Source organism: Erythrobacteraceae bacterium WH01K (assembly GCA_027941995.1).
Classification (GTDB): Bacteria; Pseudomonadota; Alphaproteobacteria; order Sphingomonadales; family Sphingomonadaceae; genus CAJXSN01.
This window is the reverse complement of record CP115966.1, coordinates 272860-299049: the sequence shown is the minus strand read 5'-3', so window position 1 is coordinate 299049 and position 26190 is coordinate 272860. Positions and strand designations below refer to the sequence as shown.

26 protein-coding genes are annotated in these 26190 nt (G+C 65.1%); 19 read left to right on the top strand and 7 right to left on the bottom strand.

Annotated elements, in window-relative coordinates:
• Position 1: 1 nt before the first annotated feature.
• On the bottom strand, positions 2–700 hold the full coding sequence (locus PF049_01540; protein WBY16877.1) for an energy transducer TonB: 699 nt from the start codon (positions 698–700) through the stop codon (positions 2–4).
• A gap of 329 nt (positions 701–1029) precedes the next feature.
• Here PF049_01540 and PF049_01535 point away from each other — a divergent pair, with 329 nt between their 5' ends.
• The 4 genes from PF049_01535 (at position 1030) to PF049_01520 (ending at position 5493) form a co-directional block, all read left to right on the top strand.
• On the top strand, positions 1030–1905 hold the full coding sequence (locus PF049_01535; GenBank protein ID WBY16876.1) for a hypothetical protein: 876 nt from the start codon (positions 1030–1032) through the stop codon (positions 1903–1905).
• A gap of 118 nt (positions 1906–2023) precedes the next feature.
• Positions 2024–3367: a homoserine dehydrogenase gene (locus PF049_01530; protein WBY16875.1), complete on the top strand. Its 1344-nt coding sequence runs from the start codon at positions 2024–2026 to the stop codon at positions 3365–3367.
• Positions 3368–3450: 83 nt separating this feature from the next.
• Positions 3451–4431 (top strand): class II fructose-bisphosphatase, encoded by a 981-nt coding sequence (glpX, locus tag PF049_01525; GenBank protein ID WBY16874.1) that lies wholly within the window; start codon positions 3451–3453, stop codon positions 4429–4431.
• Between the two features lie 126 nt (positions 4432–4557).
• Complete coding sequence (locus PF049_01520) at positions 4558–5493, top strand: ribose-phosphate pyrophosphokinase (GenBank protein WBY16873.1); 936 nt, start codon at positions 4558–4560, stop codon at positions 5491–5493.
• 55 nt (positions 5494–5548) lie between these two features.
• On the opposite strand, the gene PF049_01515 is transcribed toward PF049_01520, so the two are convergent.
• Positions 5549–6478 (bottom strand): helix-turn-helix domain-containing protein, encoded by a 930-nt coding sequence (locus tag PF049_01515; protein WBY16872.1) that lies wholly within the window; start codon positions 6476–6478, stop codon positions 5549–5551.
• A gap of 107 nt (positions 6479–6585) precedes the next feature.
• Between PF049_01515 and hisN the strand changes: the two genes are divergently transcribed.
• The gene (gene hisN / locus PF049_01510; GenBank protein ID WBY16871.1) at positions 6586–7356 is read left to right on the top strand and encodes a histidinol-phosphatase; all 771 of its coding nucleotides are present in this window, start codon (positions 6586–6588) and stop codon (positions 7354–7356) included.
• 9 nt (positions 7357–7365) lie between these two features.
• Here hisN and PF049_01505 read toward each other — a convergent pair whose 3' ends face one another.
• Entirely contained in the window at positions 7366–7851 is a 486-nt protein-coding gene (locus tag PF049_01505) for a hypothetical protein (GenBank protein WBY16870.1), read from the bottom strand.
• A 90-nt stretch (positions 7852–7941) separates the two neighbouring features.
• Here PF049_01505 and PF049_01500 point away from each other — a divergent pair, with 90 nt between their 5' ends.
• The 10 genes from PF049_01500 to PF049_01455 all read left to right on the top strand — a co-directional run bounded on the left by PF049_01500 (position 7942) and on the right by PF049_01455 (position 17966).
• Complete coding sequence (locus PF049_01500; GenBank protein ID WBY16869.1) at positions 7942–8706, top strand: SDR family oxidoreductase; 765 nt, start codon at positions 7942–7944, stop codon at positions 8704–8706.
• A gap of 165 nt (positions 8707–8871) precedes the next feature.
• Positions 8872–9075 (top strand): 50S ribosomal protein L35, encoded by a 204-nt coding sequence (gene rpmI / locus PF049_01495; GenBank protein ID WBY16868.1) that lies wholly within the window; start codon positions 8872–8874, stop codon positions 9073–9075.
• 17 nt (positions 9076–9092) lie between these two features.
• A complete protein-coding gene (gene rplT / locus PF049_01490) occupies positions 9093–9452 on the top strand; it encodes a 50S ribosomal protein L20 (GenBank protein ID WBY16867.1) in 360 nt (119 codons plus the stop codon).
• Between the two features lie 154 nt (positions 9453–9606).
• Entirely contained in the window at positions 9607–10755 is a 1149-nt protein-coding gene (gene pheS / locus PF049_01485; GenBank protein ID WBY16866.1) for a phenylalanine--tRNA ligase subunit alpha, read from the top strand.
• Positions 10752–13184, top strand: coding sequence for a phenylalanine--tRNA ligase subunit beta (gene pheT, locus PF049_01480; protein WBY16865.1), 2433 nt, complete (start codon positions 10752–10754; stop codon positions 13182–13184). The genes pheS and pheT overlap by 4 nt, the downstream gene beginning before the upstream one ends.
• Before the next feature lie 18 nt (positions 13185–13202).
• Positions 13203–14750, top strand: a complete 1548-nt coding sequence (locus PF049_01475; protein WBY16864.1) for a peptide chain release factor 3 — start codon at positions 13203–13205, stop codon at positions 14748–14750.
• A 55-nt stretch (positions 14751–14805) separates the two neighbouring features.
• Positions 14806–15381 (top strand): pyridoxamine 5'-phosphate oxidase family protein, encoded by a 576-nt coding sequence (locus PF049_01470; GenBank protein WBY16863.1) that lies wholly within the window; start codon positions 14806–14808, stop codon positions 15379–15381.
• A 7-nt stretch (positions 15382–15388) separates the two neighbouring features.
• A complete protein-coding gene (locus PF049_01465) occupies positions 15389–16084 on the top strand; it encodes an endonuclease/exonuclease/phosphatase family protein (GenBank protein ID WBY16862.1) in 696 nt (231 codons plus the stop codon).
• A gap of 161 nt (positions 16085–16245) precedes the next feature.
• Entirely contained in the window at positions 16246–16584 is a 339-nt protein-coding gene (locus PF049_01460) for a P-II family nitrogen regulator (protein ID WBY16861.1), read from the top strand.
• The gene (locus PF049_01455; GenBank protein WBY16860.1) at positions 16581–17966 is read left to right on the top strand and encodes an ammonium transporter; all 1386 of its coding nucleotides are present in this window, start codon (positions 16581–16583) and stop codon (positions 17964–17966) included. The genes PF049_01460 and PF049_01455 overlap by 4 nt, the downstream gene beginning before the upstream one ends.
• Before the next feature lie 371 nt (positions 17967–18337).
• Here PF049_01455 and PF049_01450 read toward each other — a convergent pair whose 3' ends face one another.
• The 4 genes from PF049_01450 to PF049_01435 are packed head-to-tail and all read right to left on the bottom strand — an operon-like array spanning position 18338 to position 21801.
• A complete protein-coding gene (locus PF049_01450; protein ID WBY16859.1) occupies positions 18338–19924 on the bottom strand; it encodes a GMC family oxidoreductase N-terminal domain-containing protein in 1587 nt (528 codons plus the stop codon).
• A 24-nt stretch (positions 19925–19948) separates the two neighbouring features.
• Entirely contained in the window at positions 19949–20908 is a 960-nt protein-coding gene (locus PF049_01445) for a sterol desaturase family protein (protein ID WBY16858.1), read from the bottom strand.
• A 10-nt stretch (positions 20909–20918) separates the two neighbouring features.
• Positions 20919–21335 carry a hypothetical protein gene (locus tag PF049_01440; protein WBY16857.1) on the bottom strand — a complete coding sequence of 139 codons (417 nt, stop codon included), beginning with the start codon at positions 21333–21335 and terminating at the stop codon, positions 20919–20921.
• Positions 21336–21363: 28 nt separating this feature from the next.
• Positions 21364–21801 (bottom strand): TIGR01244 family sulfur transferase, encoded by a 438-nt coding sequence (locus PF049_01435; protein WBY16856.1) that lies wholly within the window; start codon positions 21799–21801, stop codon positions 21364–21366.
• A gap of 345 nt (positions 21802–22146) precedes the next feature.
• On the opposite strand from PF049_01435, the gene PF049_01430 reads away from it, so the two are divergent.
• The 4 genes from PF049_01430 to PF049_01415 all read left to right on the top strand — a co-directional run bounded on the left by PF049_01430 (position 22147) and on the right by PF049_01415 (position 26145).
• Positions 22147–22932: a cold shock domain-containing protein gene (locus PF049_01430; protein ID WBY16855.1), complete on the top strand. Its 786-nt coding sequence runs from the start codon at positions 22147–22149 to the stop codon at positions 22930–22932.
• 142 nt (positions 22933–23074) lie between these two features.
• On the top strand, positions 23075–24268 hold the full coding sequence (locus PF049_01425; protein WBY16854.1) for an aspartate aminotransferase family protein: 1194 nt from the start codon (positions 23075–23077) through the stop codon (positions 24266–24268).
• Positions 24265–25194: an ornithine carbamoyltransferase gene (gene argF / locus PF049_01420; protein ID WBY16853.1), complete on the top strand. Its 930-nt coding sequence runs from the start codon at positions 24265–24267 to the stop codon at positions 25192–25194. The genes PF049_01425 and argF overlap by 4 nt, the downstream gene beginning before the upstream one ends.
• 57 nt (positions 25195–25251) lie before the next feature.
• The gene (locus PF049_01415; GenBank protein ID WBY16852.1) at positions 25252–26145 is read left to right on the top strand and encodes an Hsp33 family molecular chaperone HslO; all 894 of its coding nucleotides are present in this window, start codon (positions 25252–25254) and stop codon (positions 26143–26145) included.
• Positions 26146–26190: the final 45 nt, after the last annotated feature.

The window sequence follows — 26190 nt, the reverse complement described above, 5'->3', positions numbered from 1 at the left end:
CTTAGTCCGGCAGGACGTAACGGATCGCTTGCGTCGTCGTGCTGCTGATGGGGTTGCCCGCATCGTTCAGCGCAGGGTTGTAGCGTGCGTAACGCTCCATCCCGCGACAGGCTGCGTCGTCCAGCGAACTGGAGCCGGAGCTGCCAGTGACCGAACATGCCGATACGCGTCCGTTTGCGCCCACGGTGATCCGCATCGTGACGGTACCCTGTTCCTCGGCGCGAAGTGCGCGGGAGGGGTAGTCGCCCTGGATACGGCCGGCCCAGCGCTGCAGGCCGTCCGGCGACGCTCCACGTGCCTGCGAAGGCGGCGGCGGCGGCGGAGGAGGCGGCGGCGGCGGGGGCGGCGGAGCTGCTGCCGGCGGCGCGGGCGGCGGAATACGAACCGCAGGCGGCGACGGCGGCGGAATCGTCTGCACGGTACGGACCGGCGGAGGATTCGGCGCAATGCTGATGGGCGGCGGCGGAGCCACCGGCGGAGGCGGTGCCACCTCGGGAATTTCTTCGGGCGGGGGCGGCGGTTCTTCTTCTTCGGGCGGCGGCTCCTCGATATCGACCGTCGTCACGCGCTCCACGACCTTCTGGGCCGCTTCGTACGCAAGTCCGGTGACGAGGGTATAGCCGATAGCCACATGAATAAGAGCAACGATGATGATCGCAATTACGCGATTACCGCTCATCTCTTGGTCAGCGTAGGCCATGCAGTCGCATCACTCCGTCTGCACCGGGAAGGGATCCCGGCAGGGGGTTCTGTCAGGGGGGTGAAGTCCCCGACGCTATCAATCGAATCCCGATTTCCGAACCATGATGGAGTAGAGGCGAGCCCCGCTCCGGCCGTCGACCGGGAGTGTCATGGAGAGACCGATTCTGATCGTCGCCTTCCCCAAGACCGGCTGGTTCCTTAGCATTCACCGGCATCGGCGCAAACGCTTTCTCGGTTAAGCGGTAATTCACGCCAATCGTGGTCTCAATAGGTGCAAACTGCGAAAGTTCCGACTGCGGTCGGCGCCCATTCCCACCGGAGAACCCTATGCCACGCCCCTTCTGCATTCGTATCCACGGCCCTGCCCTCAAGGCGGTAGCGGCGGTCGCAGCGATGGGCGGTGCGATGACGATGCCGGCTCCGGTACTGGCGCAAAGCGGCAGCCTGCCGCCGTTTCAGGGTGCGCCGACCTATGCCGATCTGGCCGACCTCGCCGATGGTGCGCCGCTCGTGTTGAAGGCAGAGGTGAAGCGGCAGGCGCAGGTCAAGCCGGAGCGCGCCCCCGGTCTCGCGCCGGGCCACGCGCGGCTTTATCTCGAGGCGGAGACTCTCTCGCTGATCTCGGGAACGGTCCCGGTCGGCGAATCCCTGAAATATCTCGTCGACGTGCCGCTCGATTCCCGGGGAAAGGCGCCCAAGCTGAAGAAGAGCGAAGTGATACTGTTCGCGCGGCCCGTCACCGGCAGGGCGTCGGAAATCCAGCTGGTCAATCCCTCGGCGCAGCTGATGTGGTCGGCCCAGACCGAGCAGCGCATGCGCCCCATCCTTGCCGAACTCGCGTCGGCGGATGCCCCGCCGCGCGTGACCGGCATCCGCGATGCCCTGTCCGTTGCCGGGAACCTGGTGGGCGAGTCCGAAACACAGCTGTTCCTCGATACGGAAGGGCGGCGGCCTGCCTCGATCACCGTGACCCGCAGGCCCGACATGGAGCCTGCCTGGGGCGTATCCTGGACGGAAATCGTCGATCGCGCCGCCATGCAGCCTCGCCCGCAAAGCCTGCGCTGGTATCGGCTCGCCTGCTTCCTTCCCGCCTCCTTGCCCGCCGATGCCAACCTGTCGTCCGACAATGACGACCGGCAGCGTGCAGAGCGCGATTACGCCTATGTGATGCAGTCGCTGGGCCCGTGTCCGCGTAATCTCTGATCCCATTGCGAAAGGCCGCGCGCAGTCGGGCTGGCCGTCCCGATTGCAACGGGCGCTAGCGCGAGATGAAGATTAACTGCCTGCACGCGCCGCGTGCGGGCAGCTATGCGCCGGTGCCATGACACATGCCGAGAAACCTGCCGCCCGAAACACCGCCCCGCTTCGCCTCGGTATAGCGGGCCTCGGGACCGTGGGCGTCGGCGTCCTTCGCCTGCTGGAGCAAAACCGGGACCTGGTGCAGGCGCGCGCGGGCCGGGCCATAGAGGTGGTCGCCGTCCATGCACGGGACCGCGCGAAGGATCGCGGTGTCGATCTCGCTTCCTATGCCTGGGCAGAGACGATGGAGGATCTGGCCTCAAACCCCGATGTTGACCTGGTGGTGGAACTGGTCGGCGGATCGCACGGTCCTGCACTTTCGCTGGCCAAAGCCGCGCTGGAGCGGGGCAAGGGCGTGGTCACCGCCAACAAGGCCATGATCGCCCATCACGGCCACCGCCTGGCCAAGCTGTCGGAATCGGGTGGCGGCGCCTTGCGCTTCGAAGCGGCGGTTGCAGGCGGGATCCCTGTCATCTCCGGCCTGCGCGAAGGCGCGGCGGGCAATGCGCTGGAACGGGTTTACGGCATCCTCAACGGGACGTCGAACTACATCCTGTCGGAAATGGAATCCTCTGGCGCCGATTTCGCCGAAACACTGGACGAGGCGCAGAAGCTGGGCTATGCAGAGGCCGATCCGGCTTTCGATATCGACGGGGTCGATGCGGCGCACAAGCTCGCCATCCTGTCGGCCCTGTCCTTCGGCACGCAGGTGGATTTCGACGGGGTGGAGATCGAGGGCATCCGGCAGGTGCGCGCCGTCGACATCGCCCGGGCCGACGCGCTGGGCTATGTCGTGCGCCTGATCGGTGTGGCGGATATCGATGACAATGGAAGCGATGGCGACGCACCGCGCTTGCTGCAGCGGGTCCGGCCGTGCCTGATCGCCAAGAACCATCCGCTCGCGCCCATCGACGGGGCGACCAATGCGGTCGTCGCGGAGGGCAATTTCGCCGGCCGGCTGATGTTCCAGGGTGCAGGCGCGGGCGAGGGTCCGACGGCCAGTGCCGTGATGGCCGACATCGTGGCCGTCGCACGCGGCGATCGCACGCCGCCCTTCTCGGTCCTTGCAGACACATTGCGCGCCGCCGATCGCGCCGATTCGGGTGCGCGCATCGCGCGGTCCTACCTGCGCTTCAGCGTGGCCGACCGCCCGGGCGTCCTGGCAGAGCTGACGGCGGCCATGCGCGATGCCGACGTTTCCATCGAAAGCCTGATCCAGGACGGCGAGTCGGGCGAAGACGGCGTGCTGGTCGCCATGGTGACCCATGCCGGTCCGGTGGCGAATGTCCGGCGCGCCATCGCGCTGCTCGAAAATTCGCCCAGCCTGACGGATCAGCCGCTGGTCATGCCGATCCTCCGTAGCTGACGCCCCTGATTGCTCGACAGCGGCGACGGTCCCGTTTAAGCGCGTCGCGACCCATCCTCCCGCGACCACAGGACCTTGCTATCATGAGCGAAAGCCGCACCGAAAACGAACTCGACCGTGTTCTGGTCATGGAAATGGTCCGCGTGACCGAAGCCGCGGCTATCGCGGCATCGAAACTGATCGGGCGCGGGGACGAAAAGGCCGCCGACGCTGCAGCGGTAGAGGCGATGCGCGAGGCGTTCGACCATCTCTACATGGACGGCACCGTCGTGATCGGCGAGGGCGAACGCGACGAGGCGCCGATGCTGTATATCGGCGAAAAGGTCGGCGGCGCGCCGGGCAAGGGGCCGAAGATCGACATCGCGCTCGACCCGCTGGAAGGCACTACCATCACCGCGAAGGCCGGACCCAATTCGCTGGCCGTGCTGGCCGCTGCGGAACAGGGCTGCCTGCTGAATGCGCCCGACACCTACATGGACAAGCTGGCCGTGGGGCCGGGCTATCCCGAAGGCATCATCGACCTGGCGAAAAGCCCGACCGAGAACGTGAAGGCCGTGGCCGATGCCAAGGGTGTGAACCCGTCCGAAATTATCGTCTGCGTCCTCGATCGGCCGCGCCACGAAGCCATGATCGCAGAATTGCGAGAGCTGGGCTGCGGCGTGGTCCTGATCGGCGATGGCGATGTCGCGGGCGTTATTGCCACGACCGACGAAGACACGACGATCGACATGTATATGGGCCAGGGCGGCGCGCCGGAAGGTGTGCTGGCGGCAGCGGCCCTGCGCTGTGTCGGCGGCCAGTTCAATGGCCGGCTCGTCTTCCGTAATGACGAAGAAAAGGCGCGGGCCCGCAAATGGGGCATCCCTGACGAGGATTTCGACCGCATCTACAAGGTCGACGAACTGGCGAAGGGCGACTGTATCTTCGCGGCGACCGGCGTCACTTCGGGCTCGCTGCTGGAAGGCGTGAAGCGCAAGCGCGGCGGCATCATGACGACCGAAAGCGTGGTCATGCGCGCCAGTTCGGGCACGGTGCGCTGGATCAAGGGTGAGCATCGCGCCTGATCGCCGAAAGGGAACGCAACCGGGGAACCGGATGCGCGCTTCCTTGCGATTTCCCGCTGCCGGCCTAGACCGTTTGCCGACCCCCGCCCTGCTTTCGATACGCTACCTGCCAAGGACACTGCACGCATGAAAATCATGGCCGCCAATTCGAACCTGCCACTGGCCCGGGCCATTGCGGGCTATCTCGAGATGCCTCTCGTGGATGCCGGCGTTCGCCGTTTCGCGGACGAGGAAATCTTCGTGGAAATCCACGAGAACGTGCGGGGTGAAGACGTCTTCCTGGTCCAGTCGACCAGCTATCCGGCCAATGACAACCTGATGGAACTGCTGATCTGCATCGATGCGCTGCGGCGCGCATCCGCACGGCGCATCACGGCGGTCGTTCCGTATTTCGGTTATGCCCGGCAGGACCGGAAGCCTGGGCCACGCACGCCGATCTCGGCAAAGCTGGTTGCGAACCTGATTACGGAAGCCGGCGCCGACCGCGTGCTGGCGGTCGACCTGCACGCAGGGCAGATCCAGGGCTTCTTCGATATCCCGACCGACAACCTCTATGCCGCTCCGGTCATGGCGGCCGATATCCAGGCGCGTTACGGCGACCAGGACCTGATGGTCGTGTCGCCCGACGTTGGCGGCGTGGTTCGCGCCCGCGCGCTGGCAAAGCGGCTCGACAATGCGCCGCTCGCCATTGTCGACAAGCGCCGCGACCGCCCCGGCGAATCGGAAGTGATGAACATCATCGGCGACGTACAGGGCCGGCATTGCATCCTGATCGACGACATCGTGGATTCGGGCGGGACGCTGTGCAACGCGGCGCAGGCGCTACTGGATCAGGGCGCGAAAAGCGTGGCTGCCTACATCACGCACGGCGTCCTGTCGGGCGGGGCGGTCGCCCGGGTCGACGGTTCGGCGCTGAAGGAACTGGTGATTACCGATTCGATCCGGCCCACCGATGCCGCACAGGATTCCGACCGCATCCGGCTTCTTCCCATTGCACCGCTGATCGGCGAGGCGGTGCGCCGCATCGCGGATGAAAGCTCGGTCAGCTCGCTGTTCGATTGAGCCGAGCGGGGCGGGGCCGCCCACGGCGTAGGCCCCACCTGCTCATCGCGGGACGTCATTTGCTCCAGGGCAGGGGCTCGTCCGGCGTCCACCGCCCCATCGCTTCCAGCCTCCGGCTTTGCCGGATTTCCAGGTTCACCCGCAGCAGGGGGATGGCCCGCTGGGGCAGTTCGGACGGGGTCATCCCGAAGAAGTGGCGGATTTCCTTGATAAGGTGGGACTGGTCGAAATAGCGAAGCTCCAGTTCGCTCTGCTCGTCCGGCGCGACCACGCCGAGGATCGCCGCTGCCATGTCGAGTGCCCTCGCGCGCCGCAGAACCGTCTTAGGGGTCACGCCGTAATCGCGCATGACCAGCCGTTCGAGCGTGCGCGGGCTGATGCCGTGCTCCTCTGCAAAGCCGGCAATGGACATGTCGGGGGTGGACAGGCTGGCCCGCTCGAACGCGGTGATGACCGGATCGGGCGGGGCCGTATCGCGCAGGCAGAGAAACTTGCGCATCTCGTCCTCCATGGCGACCAGCCAGTCCTCGTCGCTCGCCGCCGGGTCGAAACGCGATGCCAGGTTTCCGTGGCCGACAATCGAATGGTGGTCGTAGATGCAGTCCCGGCTCTCGGTCTGCGCAGGCGCTTCGAGCACGGTCGATGCGCCTGCCCTGAGGTGCATGGTCAGGATGCGGAACGAGCCCTGGACGGTCAGCTTCATGTGCTGCGACTGCGGTCCGAAATAGAGCGCCATGCCGTCGCGCCCCGGATCGAACTTCATCAGCCCGCTGGCCGTCTCGGCAATCCAGGTCCCGCCAGTGATGATCCGCAGGCAGGCATGGTCCGTCAGCATCCCGCCGTGCAAGGCGGCTCCGGCAGGCAGGTCCAGCTTGCTGACGCCCAGCCAGTAAATCCAGTCGCGAATATCGCGCGCCGGTGCGCGCGCAGCCGAAAGCGGGCTGCCTATCGACGATCCATCGACAGGTGGCAGTCTCCTGGTCAAGAAAGCTCCATAGGCAGCACCCCGACTGGCCTGTTTCCCCTACCGGACGGGCGGAGCTGTCGTTAGGGACGCGGCCCGACCCTCTCAGTGCAAGGACACCTACAGCAATGGCTTTGGAAAAGGAAATCGCGCTTGCAGGCCGGCTCGCCGACGCGGCGGGGCAGGCTATCAAGCCATTGTTTCGCGGGGATTGGGCATCGGAGCGCAAGGACGACGCCTCGCCCGTGACCGAGGCGGACCGCACGGCCGAATCGGCCATGCGCGCCATCATCGAGGCGGAATTCCCCGGCGACGGTATCATCGGCGAGGAATACGGCACGCATAACGAAGGAGCCGGGCGGCAATGGGTGCTGGACCCGATCGACGGAACCATCAGCTTCATGGCCGGGCGCCCCATTTTCGGAACGCTCATCGCTCTTCTGCAGGACGGCTGGCCGGTCATGGGCGTCATCGACCAGCCGATTGCCGGGGAGCGCTGGATCGGCAGCATCGGAGAAGGCACGACATTCAACGGCAAGCCCGCCTCGACGCGCCGCTGCCGCCAATTGTCCGATGCCACCATCGCGTCTTCCGGCCCGCAGTATTTTACCGACGACCAGGGCGGCGCATTCATGTCGCTGGCCGCGCAGACATCGCAGATCGTCGTCTGGGGCGGCGATTGCTACAATTACGGGCTGCTGGCGAGCGGCCATCTCGACATCGTGTGCGAGGCCGGGCTGAAGCTCTACGACTATGCCGCGCTGGTGCCGATCGTGGAGGGCGCTGGCGGCATGATGGCCGATTGGCAGGGCAATCCTCTCGACGCGGAAAGCGACGGGACGGTCATCGCGCTGGGCGAACCGGCCCGACTGGAGGACGTGCTCGAAGCGATGGGCTGAGGCGCACGCCTATCGCTTGCATTCCGGCGGCACGTCCGGCGCTTCCGATACGGTGCCGCTGCGCAGCTGCTCGTACTGCCGCCCCGCGCTGCGCCGCTCTGCCGTATCGAGCACGATGTCACCGAGTTCGTCGGCCATGTCGCTCGCCCAGCCCCACGGCATTTTCCGGTCGACTTCCAGCTCGAGCAGGCAAGTGACGTAGAGGAAACTCGCATCCGCCGCCCTCTGTCCCAGCGCATCGTCCGACAGCCGCGCGGCCTTGAGCGAAAGCTCTTGCGCTCGCGCCCCGCGCATCTGGATAGCGAGTAGGTCGACATCGTCTGCGTATTGTTTCGCGATGCGACGCCGGACCCGGTCCCGCACGACAACATCGCCGACAATTGCGCGTTCGGCTTGGCTGGCTTCGAAGACCTCCGCAGGCAGCGCTTGAGGGGTCGCCGGCGCCGCGCTGCACGCGGCGCAGATTGCAGAGAGGAGACCCGCGCGCCATAGCATCGGAGCGGTTTGCTATGAGAGCGATCGATCGTCAACGCGCAACCACGCCGTTGCCGGGCACTACCCGTATCGCCCGGCGTTGGTGCCAGCATGGACAAGACGATATGCATTACTGGCGGGGCCGCCGGTATCGGCCGCGGAACTGCGCTGCACTTCCACGCGAAAGGTTGGCGCGTCTGCGTGCTCGACCGGGATGACGAGGCGCTGGACGAAATGCGCGCTTTGGTGCCGGACGACCGTTTGCTTGCAGTCGGCTGCGACGTCGGTGACGAGAGCGATGTCGGCAATGCGTTCGACAAGCTTGCGCACTGGCTGGGTGATGCTCCATTGGCCGCTCTCGTCAACAACGCGGCGCTCGCCGACCCCTATTGCGGCCCTCTCGAGGAGCTGTCGCTGGACGACTGGAACCGCTGGATCGACGCCAGCCTGACCGCAACCTTCCTGTGCAGCCGCGCAGCGATCCCGTTTCTACGACGGAAACCCGGGGCGAGCATCGTCAACATTTCCTCCACCCGCGCCCTGCAATCGGAACCGGACACTTTCGCGTATGCCGCGTCGAAGGGCGGGGTAAGCGCCCTGACGCATGCGATGGCGGTGTCGCTGGGGCCGGACATTCGCGTGAACGCTGTGCTGCCCGGCTGGATCGAGACCGGACCGTGGCAGAAGGAAAGCCAGCGCTCCGAGCCGGAACACAGGGATGTCGACCGCGAGCAGCATCCGGCAGGACGCGTCGGCCGGGTCGAGGACATTGCGGGGGCCATCGACTGGCTTGTTTCCGACGCGGCAGGATTCGTCACCGGGCAGCAGATCGTCGTCGATGGCGGGATGAGTGTTAAGATGATCTACGCGCACTAGCCCATTCCTTGCGCCCGGGCATCGCGCAAAGTCTTGCGTTTCCCGCCAGGTCCGCTATCTGCGCGCTCTTCACCGACACGTGATTCCTCTGCCGGTCTGGCCGTAAGGGCTGCCAGGGCTGGTCAGTACGTGTCTTCTGAACTCGTTATCCGACAGGAGATGAAAATGCCCAAGCTGAAGACCAAGAGCGGTGTGAAGAAACGCTTCAAGATCACCGCGACCGGCAAGATCAAGCACGGCGTCGCTGGCAAGCGTCACCGTCTCATCAGCCACAATGCGAAGTACATCCGCCAGAACCGCGGCACCGAGGTCCTCGCCAAGTGCGACCAGAAGGCCGTGAAGAAATGGGCCCCCTACGGGCTCGACTGAAGCAGGAGTACTGAGACATGCCACGCATCAAACGCGGCGTTACCACGCGCCAGAAGCACAAGCGGCTGCTCGACCAGGCCAAGGGCTATCGCGGTCGTCGCAAGAACACCATCCGCGTCGCGCGCCAGGCGGTCGAAAAGGCCGGCCAGTACGCCTATCGCGACCGCAAGGTTAAGAAGCGCAATTTCCGCGCCCTGTGGATCCAGCGCATCAACGCGGCCGTCCGCGCCGAAGGCCTCACCTATTCGCAGTTCATGCACGGGGTGAAGCTGGCCGGGATCGAGCTGGACCGCAAGGTCATGGCCGACCTCGCCATGAACGAAAGCGCTGCATTCGGCGCAATCATCAAGCAGGCGAAGGACGCGCTTCTCGCGTAACGCGCTTGCGCTGCCGGCGGCATCGCCCCGGCCGGAAACGACAAGGCGGCTCTCCCTCGCGGGCGGGCCGCCTTTTTTCGTGTCCGCCGCCATCGCGTGAAAGGGCCATGTTACCTTTGCCTTGCGAGCGATTTACGGGTAGCGGCCCAGCCCTATGGAAAGCACGGAATCTCGCCAGCAGGATACCCTGCAAGCAATCGCCGCCAGCGACACGATCGATGCGCTGGAAACGGTGCGCGTGGATGCGCTCGGCAAGAAGGGGTGGGTCAGCGCCCTCCTGAAGACGCTGGGCAAGATGTCGCCCGAGGAACGGCAGGTCGAAGGGCCGAAGATCCAGGGCGTGCGCGCCGCGATTGCCGATGCCATCACCGCCCGCAAGGCGGAACTGGAAGCAGCCGAACTGGAAGCGCGTCTGGCGTCCGAGACGCTGGACCTGACCCTGCCCGCGCCCGCATCGCCCAGGGGCTCCGTCCACCCGGTCAGCCAGGTGATGGACGAACTGGCGGAGATTTTCGCCGATCTCGGCTTTGCCGTCGCGACAGGCCCGGAGATCGAGGACGATTGGCACAATTTCACCGCCCTCAACATGGCGGAAACGCACCCCGCGCGCGCGATGCACGACACCTTCTATTTCCCCGACCACGATGCGATGGAGGCCCCCGCCTCAAGTAGCGAAGCGGTAGGCGAGAAAAGGCGCATGTTGCTCAGGACGCATACATCGCCGGTGCAGATCCGCAGCATGGTGGAGCAGGGCGCGCCGGTCCGCATCATCGCGCCGGGCCGCGTCTATCGCAGCGACAGCGACGCGACGCACACGCCGATGTTCCACCAGGTCGAAGGGCTGGTGATCGACCGCGACATCCATCTCGGGCACCTGAAATGGACGCTGGAAACCTTCCTCAAGGCGTTTTTCGAGCGTGACGACATCGTCCTGCGCCTTCGCCCCAGCTACTTCCCCTTCACCGAACCTTCGGTCGAGGTCGATGTCGGCTGGAAGGAAGAGAAAGGGCCCAATGGTTCCCGGCGCGTACTCGGCGGCAACGGCGATGCGCCCGGCCATGGCTGGATGGAATTGCTCGGCAGCGGGATGGTCAATGCCCGCGTGCTCGAATTCGCCGGGATCGACCCCGACGAATGGCAGGGTTTTGCCTTCGGCGTCGGCGTCGACCGGCTCGCCATGCTGAAATACGGGATGGACGATTTGCGCGCCTTCTTCGACGGTGACGGACGCTGGCTGGGCCATTACGGGTTCAGCGCGTTCGACCAGCCGACCCTTTCCGCCGGTGTGGGAGCACGCGCATGAAGTTCTCTCTCGAATGGCTGAAATACTTCCTCGAAACCGATGCGTCGGTGGAGGAGGTCGCTGCCGCGCTCAACCGCATCGGGCACGAGGTCGAGGGCATCGACGATCCGGCGCAGAAGCTGGACGGCTTCCGCGTGGCGGAGGTCCTGACCGCCGGACCGCATCCCGATGCGGACAAGTTGCAGGTGCTCAGTGTCGACACCGGCGAAGGCGACCCGCTGCAGGTCGTGTGCGGCGCGCCCAACGCCCGGGCAGGCATGAAGGGCGTTCTGGGCCTGCCCGGCGCGGTGGTTCCGGCCAACGGCATGGAGCTTCGCAAGAGCGCCATTCGGGGGGTCGAGAGCAACGGCATGATGTGCTCGGTCCGCGAACTGGAACTGGGCGAGGAGCATGACGGCATCATCGAACTGCCCGCCGATGCGCCGGTCGGACAGAGTTTTGCCGACTATCACGACGCCAGCCCGGTGTTCGACGTGGCCATTACGCCCGACCGCCCGGACTGCATGGGCGTACAAGGCATTGCACGCGACCTTGCCGCAGCAGGCCTCGGCACGTTCAAGCCGGTCGAGCCATCGGTCATCGAAGGCGCGTTTCCCTGCCCGGTGGAAATCCGCACCGACGATGCAGAGGGCTGCCCTGCCTTTTACGGGCGTGTCATCCGCGGCGTCGACAACAAGGCGGCAACGCCCGAATGGATGTGCCGCCGCCTGCTGGCTGCAGGCCAGCGGCCGATTTCGGCGATCGTCGACATCACCAATTACCTGATGCTGGCCTTCGGGCGTCCGGCCCATGTCTATGATCTCGGCAAGCTGAGCGGTCCCGTCGTCGCCCGCCGCGCGCGCGATGGCGAGACGGTCGAGGCGCTGAACGAGAAGACCTACACGCTGGACGGCACCATGACCGTGATCGCGGACGACAACGGCGTCCACGACATCGCCGGCATCATGGGCGGCGAACACTCGGGCGTCACCGAGGCGACAACCGATGTCCTCCTCGAAATCGCCTATTTCGATCCGGCGCGCATCGGCGTGACGGGCCGCAGGCTCGGCCTTGCATCCGATGCCCGCACTCGGTTCGAGCGGGGCGTCGACCCTGCGTTCCTGGACGACGGGCTCGCCATCATGACATCGTTGATCCAGCGCGTGTGCGGCGGCGAGGCGAGCGAGGTCGTGCGGGCCGGTTCGCCCCCAGCGCAGCCGATGACGGTGGCGTTCGAGCCCGACCTCGTGTGCCGGCTCGGCGGGATCGACGTGGACGAGGAAGAGCAGCTGCGCATCCTCGGTGCGCTCGATTTCGAAATCGGCAAGAAGGTCATCGGGGCCATCAACGATCAGAGGGGCGCGACCCGCTGGGACGTGACGGTCCCGCTGCGCCGCCACGACGTGGAAGGCCCGGCCGACCTGGTCGAGGAAGTCGTGCGTATCCATGGTATCGACAGCGTGCAGAGCGTCGCCCTGCCGCGGATGGAAGGCGTCGCGCGTCCGACCGCCACCCCGCAGCAGGCGATGGAGCGCAAGCTGCGCCGCGCCGCAGCCGCGCGCGGTCTGGACGAGGCGGTGACCTGGTCCTTCCTGCCCGTGCCGCATGCCGATCACTTCGCTGACGGGAATGCGCTGTGGGTTCTGGAGAACCCGATCAGCGAGGACATGAAGGCCATGCGTCCCTCGCTCGTGCCCGGCCTGCTCGCCGCGGCAAAGCGCAATGCCGATCGCGGGGCTGCCGGTTCGCGCCTGTTCGAAATCGGGCGGCGCTATTTCCGGGCGGCCGACGGCTCCAGCGACGAGAAATCGACGCTGGGTGTGGTCCTTGCCGGCGAAAAAGCCGCGCGGACTTGGGCGACCGGCAAGGCTGCTTCGTTCGATGCCTACGACGCGAAAGCGGAGGCCATGGCGCTGCTGGAAGCGGCGGGCGCGCCGGTCGCAAACCTGATGGTCATGAGCGAAGCAGGCGACCAGTTCCATCCCGGCCAGTCGGCGACCCTGCGACTGGGCCCGAAGAACGTGCTCGCCCGGTTCGGCGCGCTGCATCCCTCGACGCTGAAGGCCTTCGACATCGATGGCCCAGTCGTCGCAGTCGAGATCTTTCTGGATGCGATCCCGGCGAAAAAGGGCTCTGGCGGTTTTGCCCGTCCTGCCTATTCGCCGCCCGCCTTGCAGCCGGTGTCGCGCGATTTCGCGTTCCTCGTGCCGAGCGAACTTGCAGCGGGCGACCTGCTGCGAGCCGTGCGAGGCGCGGACAAGAAGGCCATCGTCGATGCACGCATTTTCGACGTGTTTGAAGGGCAAGGCGTGCCGGAGGGCAAGAAGTCCATCGCCCTGGAAGTGATCATGCAATCGGGCGACAAGAGCTTCACCGAGGAAGAGCTGAAAGCCATCTCCGACCGTGTCGTGGCCGCTGCCGCCAAACAGGGGGCAGAGCTGCGCGGCTGAGCCCGCACGCCGATCTCTATGTCCGATAAAGCCAATTCACGGCGTACCTTCGCCATCATCTCCCATCCCGACGCGGGCAAGACCACGCTGACCGAGAAGCTGCTGCTGACCGGCGGTGCGATTCACCTGGCGGGCGAGGTGAAGGCGCGCGGGGCAGCGCGGCGCGCGCGGTCCGACTGGATGAAGATCGAGCAGCAGCGCGGCATTTCCGTCACCTCGTCGGTCATGACGTTCGAACGGGAAGGGCCGGACGGGGAAACCGTCACCTTCAATCTCCTCGACACGCCCGGCCATGAGGACTTCTCGGAAGACACCTACCGCACGCTGACCGCGGTCGATTCGGCCATCATGGTGATCGACGCGGCCAAGGGTATCGAGCCGCAGACGCGCAAGCTGTTCGAGGTATGCCGCCTGCGCAACGTGCCGATCATCACCTTCGTCAACAAGGTGGACCGCGAAGGTCGCGATCCGTTCGAGACGCTCGACGAGGTAGCCGACATGCTGGCGCTGGATGTCAGCCCGCAGACCTGGCCGATCGGCATGGGCGGCGAATTCGAAGGCGTTCTGGACTTCGCGACCGGTCACGTCGCGAGACCGCAAGGCGACTCGCGCGAGTTCCTGGGCCAGTTCGACGAGGACCCGGAAATTCCCGAGCGCTTTGCCGAACAGGCGGAACTGGCCCAGATCGGTTACCCCGAGTTCGATGCGCAGGCTTACCGCAATGGTGACCTGACCCCGGTCTATTTCGGCAGCGCGCTGAAGAATTTCGGCGTCATCAAGCTGATCGAGGCCATTGCCGAGCACGCGCCGCCCCCGCGCCCGCAACCGGCCGGAGACGAACGGATCGAGCCCGAGCATGACGAGGTGACCGGCTTCGTGTTCAAGGTTCAGGCCAACATGGACCCCAACCACCGCGACCGCATCGCCTTCATGCGGCAGGTGTCGGGCACGTTCAAACGCGGCATGAAGCTGACGCCGAGCGGCCTCGGCAAGCCGATCGCCATCCATTCCCCGATCCTGTTCTTCGCGCAGGACCGCGAGATTGCCGACACCGCGCTTGCCGGCGACATCATCGGTATTCCCAACCATGGGACGCTGCGCGTGGGCGATACGCTGAGCGAGAAGAACGAGATCCGTTTCACCGGCCTGCCCAATTTCGCGCCGGAAATCCTGCGCCGCGTCCAGCTGAAGGACCCGACCAAGACCAAGCAGCTGCGCAAGGCGCTGGACGACCTGTCGGAAGAAGGCGTCATCCAGGTCTTCTATCCCGAGCTTGGCGCGCAGCATATCGTCGGCGTGGTCGGCCAGCTGCAGCTCGAGGTCCTCGTCTCGCGCCTATCGGCGGAATACAAGGTGGAGGCAGGTCTGGAAGCCTCGCCCTTCGCCACCGCCCGCTGGGTAAGCGGGGACGAGAAGGCGCTCGCGGAGTTCGAGCGTTTCAACCAGGCGAACCTGGCGAAGGACCGGGACGGCGACCTCGTCTTCATGGCCAAGAGCCCATGGGACGTCAGCTACCAGGAAGAGAAGAACCCCGACCTCGCCTTCTCGGCCACAAAGGAACGCTGACAGCAACGGTAACAGCAGCGGTGACAAGCTGCAGCCCAGCGCCTAGCCTTCTGGCATGGCAGACTTCTTCGATGCGCTGGGCGACGATCACGTCGCGATGATTGCGAGCCAGCCGGTGTTCTTCGTGGCGACCGCTGCGCCCGGCGCACGAATCAATCTGAGCCCCAAGGGGTACGACGCGTTTCGGGTGCTTTCGCCGACACAGGTCGCCTATCTGGACCTTGGCGGCTCGGGTAACGAGACCCATGCGCACCTGTCCGCCGATGGCCGCATCACGGTCATGTTCTGCAATTTCCAGCAGCCTGCGCTGATCCTGCGCATCTATGGCCGGGGAAGGCCGGTGCTGCCGCAGGATGCGGAATGGGACGCGCTCGCCAGCCGGTTCACGTTGCTGCCCGGAACGCGGCAGATCTTCGTCATCGATGTCGAAAGCGTGCAGACGAGCTGCGGTTGGGGTGTCCCTTTCATGGAACTGGAGGGGGAGCGCACAACGCTGCTCAAGGCCCATGCAAGGCAGGAGCCGGCCGCCTGGATGGAAAAAACGGCCGGTAGGACGAGCAGCATAGACGGCCTGCCAACCCGCGCGACCGACCGGTATATCGCAGGGGAACCGGGCACCCGGCCCTGCTGACAACGCCTTGGAACTGACCTTCGCCAGCTACAACATCCACAAGGCTGTGGGTGTGGACCGCAAGCGGGACCCGCTGCGCATCATTGCCGTGCTTCGCGAAATCGACGCCGATATCATCGCCCTGCAGGAAGCGGACCTGCGGTTCGGAGCGCGGGCCAGCGTCCTGCCGCGTGCCGCCCTGCAGGATACCGACTGGAAGGTGGTGGACGTCGCCAAGCGCCCGCAAAGTATCGGTTGGCACGGGAATGCCCTGCTGGTGCGCCGCGGCATCGATATCGTGCACGGCGAACCGCTCGACCTTCCGACGCTGGAGCCTCGCGGGGCTGTGTGTGCCGAGCTGGCCTGCGACGGGAAGCGCTTCCGCGTCGCGGGAATGCATCTCGACCTGTCGGGGCTCCGAAGGCGCGAGCAGTTCCACGCGGTGCTCAAGCACCTGGAAGATGCGCGGCCATGCTGTCCGGAAGTATTGATGGGCGATTTCAACCAGTGGCAGTCCCAGCGGGGTGCGATCCGCGCCTTTGGCGAGGAATGGCGCGTGCTCGCCCCCGGACCCAGCTTCCCCAGCCGCCGCCCGGTCGCGCGGCTGGACCGGATGGTGGTGTCGGCGTCGTGGGATGTGCTGTCACAGGATGTCCACCAGTCGGCATTGTCGCATGTCGCATCGGATCACTTGCCGATCTGCGCCAAGCTTCGGCTGCCGTGATTTTGGGCACTGCTTAAAAATTAAACACTGAATGAGGCGGTAACCGTACCGGCAGACCGCGCTCGTCCCGATAGCGGCGTTTGGCACACCTCTTGCTGCAAGTGCGAAGACCGGGAACGGGCCCGGTCGCAACAGGCACTGTTTCAGACAGGGGGCAGCACATGAAATTCATCATCGCCGTCATCAAGCCGTTCAAGCTCGACGAGGTGCGCGAAGCACTCGGCGGCATCGGCGTGGCGGGCATGACCGTATCCGAGGTCAAGGGCTTCGGGCGTCAGAAGGGCCAGACGGAAATCTATCGCGGGGCCGAGTACAGCACCAACATGCTGCCCAAGGTGAAGCTGGAAATCGCAGCCAGCGACGATCTGGCGTCGCAGGTCGTGGAAACGATCCAGCAGACCGCTGGCACCGATGCCATCGGCGACGGCAAGATCTTCGTCTTCGACCTCTCCAGCGCCACGCGCATTCGCACCGGTGAAACCGGGGAGACCGCGCTGTGACCTTTTCCACCAACACCAAGGGAGCCGCGACCATGCGTTTCCGTTCGCTCGTTTCCGTTGCCGGTCTTTCCGGCCTGGCAATGGCCACCCCAGTCTTCGCCGCTGTGCCAACTGCGACCGATGCGGCGGCGGAGGCTGCAGCCAGCGCCGTCGGCGGCGGCACGGCCTATATCCTCAACACACTGCTGTTCCTCATCGGCGGCTTCCTCGTCATGTGGATGGCGGCAGGCTTCGCCATGCTGGAAGCCGGTCTGGTCCGCGCCAAGAATACGTCCACACAGTGCCTTAAGAATATCGGCCTCTATTCGATTGCCGGCCTGATGTTCTGGATCGTGGGTTACAACATCGCCTATCCCGGCTTCGCCGAAGGCTCGCTGGGCCTCTTCGGTATCGGCGGCACGGCCTACGGAATGCAGGGCGTGGGCGAGGCGGACCTCGAGACGGGCTATTCCGTCGCGTCCGACTGGTTCTTCCAGATGGTCTTCTGCGCTACCACAGCCTCGATCGTGTCGGGCACACTGGCCGAACGCATCAAGATCGTGCCGTTCTTCATCTTCGTGACCGTCCTCACGGCGATTATCTACCCGGTGGTTGTCAGCTGGGAATGGGGCGGCGGCTACCTCGATTCCGTCTGGGGCTTCTCCGATTTCGCCGGTTCCACGCTGGTGCACTCGACCGGTGGCTGGGCTGCGCTCGTCGGTGCCATCATCCTCGGCCCGCGCCTGGGACGTTTCGTCGACGGCAAGATCGCGGTCTTCCCCGGCACGAACATCCCGCTCGCTACGCTGGGTACGTTTATCCTGTGGCTCGGCTGGTTCGGCTTTAACGGCGCATCGCAGCTGGCGATGGGTACGGTCGGCGATGTCAGCGACGTGTCGAAGATCTTCGTCAACACCAACATGGCCGCATGCGGCGGCGTGGTGGCCACGATCATCCTGACGCAGCTTCGCTACAAGAAGGCCGATGTCACCATGGCGCTGAACGGCGCGCTGGCCGGCCTCGTGTCGATCACCGCAGAGCCGCTGGCACCGACCGTAGGCCAGTCGATCCTGATCGGCATGATCGGCGGCGTCATCGTGGTGTTCACCGTCCCGCTTCTCGACAAGCTGAAGATCGACGACGTCGTCGGCGCCATCCCGGTCCACCTGTTCGCAGGCATCTGGGGCACGCTGGTCGTCGCCTGGACGGGCGATGCGACCTTCATGGGCCAGCTCGTCGGCGTCCTGCTGACCGGTGTCTGGGTCTCCTTGGCCTCGGCGGTGGTCTGGTTCGCCCTCAAGTTCACCATCGGCCTGCGCCCGTCGCCCGAAGTCGAGACCGCCGGTCTGGACATCGCGGAGACCGGTATCGAGGCCTATCCCGAATTCGCTCGGACCACCTGAGCGTAACGAATTGGCGCTGCGGGAGGATCCTCTCCCCCTCCCGCAGCGCCAACCCTTGTTCCTCCTGCGGACAATGACTTTGACGGGCCGGGGCATGGCGCTTCGGCCCCTTTTTTTGTATGGCCTCAAGCGCCGGCGTGCGCATCCGCGCACTTGGCTATCCTCCGGGGCCCCGACCCCTGCGGGGCCACCCCTCCGGGCGTGCGGTCGCGCTTGCGGTCGGCTGGTCGCCGACCGTACTCCGTAGCTTCATCGATAGTCTGGAACCAGTCAGGGTCGTCAGGGCCCGCAAGGGCGACTGCCCGCCCGCAGCGACGCGACCTTCAGGTCGCATGAGCGAGGAAATCGCGCGTCGGACGGCGTGCGGTCAATCAGCGTTCGGCGCTGATAACAAATTCCGCGCAGCGTTCGCCGATCATGATGCTGGGCGCGTTGGTATTGCCGGAAACGAGGCGCGGCATGATGCTGGCATCGGCGATCCAGAGGCCCTCGACGCCGCGCGCTCTCAGCGCCGTGTCGACGACGGCATCATCGTCCGAACCCATGCGGCAGGTGCCTACAGGATGGTAGACCGTATCGGCGCGGCTCCGGATCAGGTCATCGAGAGCCGCATCATCGTTGAGGTCGACCTCATGGCGGTCCCGCGGCGCATAGTCCGCAAGCGGCGGTGCGTCCGCGATGCGGTGCGACAGGCGGACCCCTTCCCGCAACGTCGCTATGTCCCGCTCGTCATCGAGGAAGTTCGGGTCGATGCGCGGGGCATCGGCGGCGTCGGCGGAATTCAGCCTGACGGTCCCCCGGCTTTCCGGGCGAAGGACACAGGCATGGAGAGAGAAGCCGTGTCCCTTCACCTTCTCGCGTCCGTGGTCTTCGAGCATGGCCGGCACGAAATGCCACTGGACGTCGGGGGCCGGTGCATCCGGCATCACGGTCCAGAAGCCGCCGCTTTCGGCATAGGGGGTCGTCATGATGCCCGTGCGTTTGCGGCGATGTTCCACCATCGCCTTCACCATGCGCAGCGACCCTTCCAGGCTGTCTCCGATCGGCACCCGGCTTTCGGTTTCCCAGCTGGAGACGTAATCGATGTGGTCCTGCAGGTCGCTGCCTACGGCAGGTCGGTCGACCCGCACCTCGATCCCGTTCTCCTTCAGGTGATCTGCCGGTCCGATGCCGGACAGCATCAGGATTTGCGGACTGTTGAATGCGCCGGCGGACAGGATTACGCCCTTGCGCGCGGTCAGAAGCGTGCTCCGGCCGCCTCGCTTCACCATGACGCCGGTCACCCGGCCGCCTTCGATCAGCAGGCGCTGTGTCAGCGTGCCGGTGCGAATGTCGATGTTGGGCTGGTTGCGAACAGGTTCGACGTAAGCGCGCGCGGCGGACCATCGCTCACCGTGGCGCTGCGTGACCTGGTAAAGGCCGAACCCTGCCTGTTTCTCGCCATTGAAGTCGTCATTGCGGGGCAGCTGCAGCCGCGTCGCACTCTCGACGAAGGCCCTGCTGGTGGGGTTGGCGTGTTTCTGGTCGGACACGAATAGCGGCCCGCCTTCGCCGTGATAGTCGTCGGCCCCGCGTTCGTTCGCCTCTGCCTTGCGGAACCAGGGCAGCACGTCGTCATAGGACCAGCCATCGCAGCCCAGATCGGCCCAATTGTCATAGTCCCAGCGGTTGCCGCGGATATAGACCATCGCATTGATGGCGCTCGACCCGCCCAGTCCCTTGCCGCGGGGCTGGTAGCCGATCCGGCCGTTCAGGCCTTTCTGGGGAACGGTGTCGTAGCGGTAATTGGTGTTCTTGAGCAGGAACGGCATGAAGCCGGGCGTCTTCACGAGCAGGTTGTTGTTGCGGCCGCCTGCCTCGACAAGGCAGACGCTCCGGGTTCCGTCCACCGCGAGGCGACCGGCCACGGCGGACCCCGCGCTGCCGCCACCGACAACGATATAATCATACTGGCTCATGCATTCTCTCCTCGAGAGAAACAGTTACGCGGCTTGAGGAGGCTCTTCAATCGGGTTTTGATCTGCCACCGTGTTTGGCGCAGGCGTTTGGGGCACGGAACCCTGTTGCCGGGCCAGCCAGCGCTGGCGGATCGTGTCCGACGTTTCGCGGCTGCCGTCGTGGCTCCAGCCCGGTTCGCGCAGCAGGTAGGACAGCTTGTGCCGCCAGGGCGCCGCCCGGATATCCCGGATCATGCCGATCCATTCATGGAACACCGCCCACAACAGGTTGAAGCTGCCCAGTTGCTTCACGATACCATAGCGAATGCGTTCCTCGTCCGGGCGCTCTTCCTCGAACGTGCCGAACATCCGGTCCCACACGATGAAGACACCGGCGTAATTGCGGTCGAGATAGCGCGGGTTCGTTGCATGGTGGACGCGGTGATGGCTGGGCGTGTTCATGACCGCTTCGAACCAGCGCGGCATCCTGCCGATGGCCTCTGTATGGATCCAGAACTGGTAGATCAGGTTGAACCCGCTGCAGATGGCGATCATCAGGGGATGGAAGCCGAGCAGCACCAGCGGCAGGGCGAAAACCAGGCCGAAGGTGAAGGCGCCGGTCCAGCTTTGCCGCAGAGCGGTCGACAGGTTGTAATGCTGGCTGGAGTGATGGTTCACATGGCTCGCCCACATCCACCGGATCCGGTGTCCGGCCCGGTGGACCCAGTAATATTTCAGGTCGTCCAGCACGAAGCATAACGGCCAGGCCCACCATTCCCAGCCGACGGTGAACAGCCGGTATTCATACGCTGCGAAAAACACAGCGACCGCCAGCCCGCCGAACAGGAGGCCTGCAACCGTGCTGCCCAGCCCGAAGCCGAGGCTGACGAGCGTATCGCGCGGCTCGTATGCGTCCGGTCGGCGGAAGCGGGCCCAGACCATCTCGATCAGGAGGAGCGCAACGAAGCCGGGAACGGCATAGTCGGTGGGTGAAAAGTCGGGCATCGAAAGCGGACTATAGGGCGTTGATCGCGTCGGCCCAAGCCTGAGCATCTCTCAGTTGCAGCGTGACCGCTCCGAAGGTCCGCTCCCCGCAATCGACCACCAGGCCTTCGCCGTCGTTTTCAGGGCTCGTCTTCGCGCTGGATGCGGGGCCGAGAATGCGGCTGGCGACATGGCTGCCATGAGGGCGCAGGAGCATTATCCGGCCATCCTCGCCTCGCGCCAGCGCGCCTCGTCCATCGGAACCCAATGCGATGGTGGCGGGCTCGAAACCGTCATGCGCATCGCGTGCCGCTTCTGCGACCTCGGCGTCGGTCAGGAGCTGCTTCTCGGGACCAAGGCCCAGCCAGCGCGCGAGCCACACCAGAAGCAGTATCGCGGCGAGAGAGCCGGCAAACTGTGCAATCAGCGATAGGCTTTCAGCGGACACGCTTGCTGGAAATGCCCGGGCCGCAGGATCAGCTGCGCGCCTGCCCTGCGAACATGTCCATCGCCGGACGGACGGGCGAGACATCGTAACCTGCATCGGCGGCGGCGGTCACGGCATCGGGGTCTGCACCCATGCTGGCCTGGGCAAGGGACCACAGCAGGGTCGAACGGGTGCCCGAGCGGCAATAGGCCAGCACCTTGCCCTCTGCTCCGCCCAGTGCCTCGGACATTGCCTTTACCTGCGGCTGGCTGAACCCGGCAGAGGTGACGGGAATCGCCAGATAATCGATGCCGGCTGCGGCAGCGGCGGATTCGATGTCTCCACCGGCAGGCTGGTCGGGCGATTCGCCGTCCGGACGATTGTTGACGATCAGCGTCACCCCTTGCGCCTTTGCGGCATCGATATCGGCAGGGGTAATCTGCGGGCTGGCCAGGACAGTGTCGGAAAGCTTCCTGAAATCGGTCATCGTGTCGTTCCCGTAATGGCTGGATATGCCTGCAAACGCGTGAGTTCTGCCGTGTCTAGCGAATTGCCCGGGCGGGACAAGCTTCGCACATTGCAGCGATGTCCGGCCTGAATATTTCGCATGGGATGAAGTGAATCCGCAACATATTTCGTCCAGTCCTGTCCCTGCTGTTAATTCGTTCGCATGGAGCGGCGTTATCCGCTACACAGAACGTCGAATAACTGCGTTGACTGGCTGCGGGGATCTCCGTCCGGCCAATTCGATGCGCGAACGGGTTTGCCGATTTTCCGTCCCCGGCAGGCTCTAATTGGTTTGCGGACGGGCGAGTAAGGTACACTACGAGTTATGGGTTACGACAGAGGACGTCGCAAAGGCCGCGACAAGCGGGACAATATCGGCGAAGACAGCTTCGATCCGTTTGGCGGAGGCGGCGATTTCGGCGGTAATCGTGGTGGCGACCGTGGCGGCTATGGCGGCGGTGGCGGTTACGGCGGCGGAGGCGGCGGCTTCGGCGGTGGCGATCGCGGCGGTTACGGCGGCGGTGGCGGCGGTGGTCGTGGCGGCTTCGGCGGCAGCGGCGGACCTCGCGGCGGCGGCGGTGGCGGCGGGTTCAACCGCATGCCGGCCCAGGTCGTCGGAACCGGCAAGGGAACCGTGAAGTTCTTCAACGCCCAGAAAGGCTTCGGCTTCATCCAGCAGGAAGGCGGGGGCGAAGACGTCTTCGTGCACATTTCCGCTGTCGAACGTGCCGGGCTCGAAGGCCTGGGCGAAGGACAGGGGCTGGAATTCAATCTCGTCGATCGCGGCGGAAAGGTATCCGCACAGGACCTGCAGATCGTCGGCGATGTCGTCGAAGTGCAGGGTGGCGGCACCGGCGCCGATCGCGGCGGTCCGCCCCAGCGCGAGCTGACCGGCGAGAAGGCAACCGGTACGGTCAAGTTCTTCAACTCGATGAAGGGCTTCGGCTTCCTCGTCCGCGACGATGGCCAGCCCGATGCGTTCGTGCACATCAGCGCGGTCGAACGTTCCGGCCTTTCGCAGATCAACGAAGGCGAACGCTACGAGTTCGACCTGGAAGTCGACCGCCGAGGGAAGCACTCGGCAGTGAACCTGGTGCCGGCGCAGGGCTAGTCTCCGGCATTTGGCCATTTCCGATGGATGTTTGACCCGTTCGGCCAGGCATCCTACTAAGACCACAAATGGCGGCTCCTTCCGGGGGTCGCCATTCGTGTTTCAGACCCAGTTTTCCATTCGGCTGAGGAGCCTTTTTCCGATGTCCATCACCCCGCTCATGCCCGTCTATCCCCGCTGCAGCGTGCGTCCGGTCCGCGGTGACAATTGCCACCTGATCGACGAGGACGGCACCCGCTATCTCGACTTCGCCAGCGGCATTGCGGTGAACCTGCTGGGCCACAGCCACGAAGGGCTCATCGGCGCGATCAAGGAACAGGCGGAGACGCTGATGCATGTCTCCAACCTCTATGGCAGCCCGCAGGGCGAGGCGCTGGCGCAGCAGCTGGTCGACAACACTTTTGCCGACACCGTATTCTTCACAAATTCCGGAGCGGAGGCGGTCGAGACCGCGATCAAGACCGCGCGTGCCTATCACCAGCATGGCGACCCCGACACGAAGCGCACGGAGATCATCACCTTCACCAATGCCTTCCACGGGCGCACGATGGCGACGATCAGCGCCAGCAACCAGGAGAAGATGCATCACGGGTTCAAGCCGCTCCTGCCCGGGTTCGTCTATTGCGAATTCGACAATCTCGACATGGCGAAGAGCCTCGTCAGCGAACGGACGGCCGGTTTCCTGGTGGAGCCGATCCAGGGCGAAGGCGGTATCCGCCCTGCCAGCCAGGAATTCATGGATGGCCTGAAGGCGCTGTGTGACGAGCACGACCTCATGCTGGTGCTGGACGAAGTCCAGTGCGGCGTCGCCCGCACCGGCAAGCTTTACGCCCACGAGCATTACGGCGTGACCCCCGATATCGTGGCGACGGCGAAGGGCATCGGCGGAGGCTTCCCGCTGGGCGCTTGCCTGGCAACGGAGAAGGCGGCGCGCGGCATGGTCTTCGGCACCCACGGATCCACCTATGGCGGCAATCCGCTGGCGATGGCCGCGGGCAAGGCCGTGATGGACGCGGTGGCGAACGAGGCTTTCCTCGCCGAAGTGACCGAAAAGGGCGAGCGCATCCGCACAAGGCTGGAACAGTTCATCGGCAACTATCCCGACCTGTTCGAACTCGTTCGCGGCAAGGGCCTGATGCTGGGTATCAAGATGAAGGTCGAAAGCCGGCCCTTCTTCGTCCACCTGCGGGACAATCACCAGCTCCTGATGGTGGCTGCCGGCGACCAGACCATCCGCGTCCTGCCCCCGCTTGTCATCGGCGACGACGAGATCGAGGAATTCTTCGAGAAACTGTCGGCCGGTGCGGCCAGTTACGAGGTTCCGGAAGCAGCATGAGCAAGCGCGATTTTCTCGACCTGTCCGATGCTGGCCGCGATACCATCGCCGCCATGATCAACGACGCACAGGACCGCAAGCTGGCCCGGCGCGACTGGGCGAAGGGCAAGCCCGACGCCGACGCCCCGCTCGCGGGACGCGTTCTGGCCATGATCTTCGAGAAAAGCTCGACACGCACCCGGGTCAGTTTCGACATGGCCATGCGTCAGCTCGGCGGATCGGCCATGGTCATGGAATCGGGCAGCATGCAGCTGGGCCGCGGGGAAAGCATCGCCGACACCGCGCGCGTTCTCAGCCGGATGGTCGATGCCATCATGATCCGGACCGACGATCATGCCAAGATCGAGGAACTGGCGGCCAATGCCAGCATCCCGGTCATCAACGGCCTGACCGATCGCAGTCATCCATGTCAGATCGTGGCCGACCTGCTGACGATGATCGAGCATGGCAAGGCGTTGCCGTGCCTCGAAGTGGCATGGCTGGGCGATGGCAACAACGTCCTCCACTCGATATTGGAGGCGGCCGGGCTGATGAAATTCAATGTCCGTATCGGATGCCCCGCAGGATACGAGCCGGAGGAGGAGTTCGTGTCCATGGCCCGCGCCGGTGGGGCCCGCGTCGACATCGTGCAGGACGCCGCACAGGCCGCCAGCGGCGCCGATGTCGTCATTACCGACACATGGGTTTCGATGGGGCAGGAGCATGCAGAGGCGAAGCTGGCGGCAATGCAGCCCTTCCAGGTCGACGCGGCCCTGATGAGGAATGCGAAGCCGGACGCCCTGTTTCTCCACTGCCTTCCGGCGCATCCCGGCGAGGAAGTGACGAGCGAGGTCATCGAGGGGCCGCAGTCTGCCGTGTTCGACGAGGCGGAAAACCGGATCCACGCCCAGAAATCCGTGCTGCGCTGGGCGTTCGGCCAGCTCTGACGCCGGCGCTCCATGCACCGGGGTGGCGATGCCGGGCATCGTCCCCATATCGGCCGCATGGACAAAATCACGGAAACATATTCGGACACGCTTCTTGGCTTCAGCCTGCCGGAGCGTGACGCACGCGGTCGCGCCGTCAGGCTCGACGATGTCGCCGATCTTATTCTCTCGGCCCACGCCTATCCGCGCCCTGTGGCGAAACTGCTCGAAGAGGCGCTCGTCCTCGCTGCGCTGATCGGCGGCGCGATCGACAAGGGCGAGGGGCAGATGACGTTGCAGGCCCAGTCAAGGGGCGGCGCGATTACGCTGCTCGTGTGCGACTACAAGGGCGGCCAGCTCAGGGGCTATGCCGACTTCGACGAAGACGCCGTAGCGGCGCTGCCCTCGCGTCCCGACCTGCAAGCCTTGTTCGGAGAGGGCCACCTGGCCATCACCTTCGACATGAATGACGAGCGGGGCCGCTACCAGGGGATCGTCCCGTTGGAGGGGCCGTCGCTGACCTCAGCCTGCCAGCACTACTTCATTCAGTCGGAACAGGTGCCCACCATCATCCGCACCGCGGTCAGCATGGAAGCGGACGGTGCACGTGCCGGCGGCCTGCTGATCCAGCACCTGCCCGACGGCGAGGAAGGGCGCGAGCGCCTGCATGTCCGGCTCGACAATCCGCACTGGGAGCATGTCTCCATCCTGGGCGGCAGCGTGCAGGCGGACGAACTGCTCGACCCGGATCTCTCCATGGAAGCGATCGTCTGGCGGTTGTTCCACGAGGAAAAGGAAGTGCGCGTCCTGAAAGGCGCGAAAGTCTCGCGTGGCTGCCGATGCTCGGTCGAGCACTACGAGGCGGTCATCGCCCGCTTTCCCAAAAACGAACAGGCCCAGATGCGCGACGACGATGGCAACATCCTCGTTGATTGCGCCTTCTGCTCAAAGGTTTTCACGCTCGGTTCCTAGAGACGAGATGCGCCGCTTTTTGCTTGGGGCGCGCAGCCGCATCCG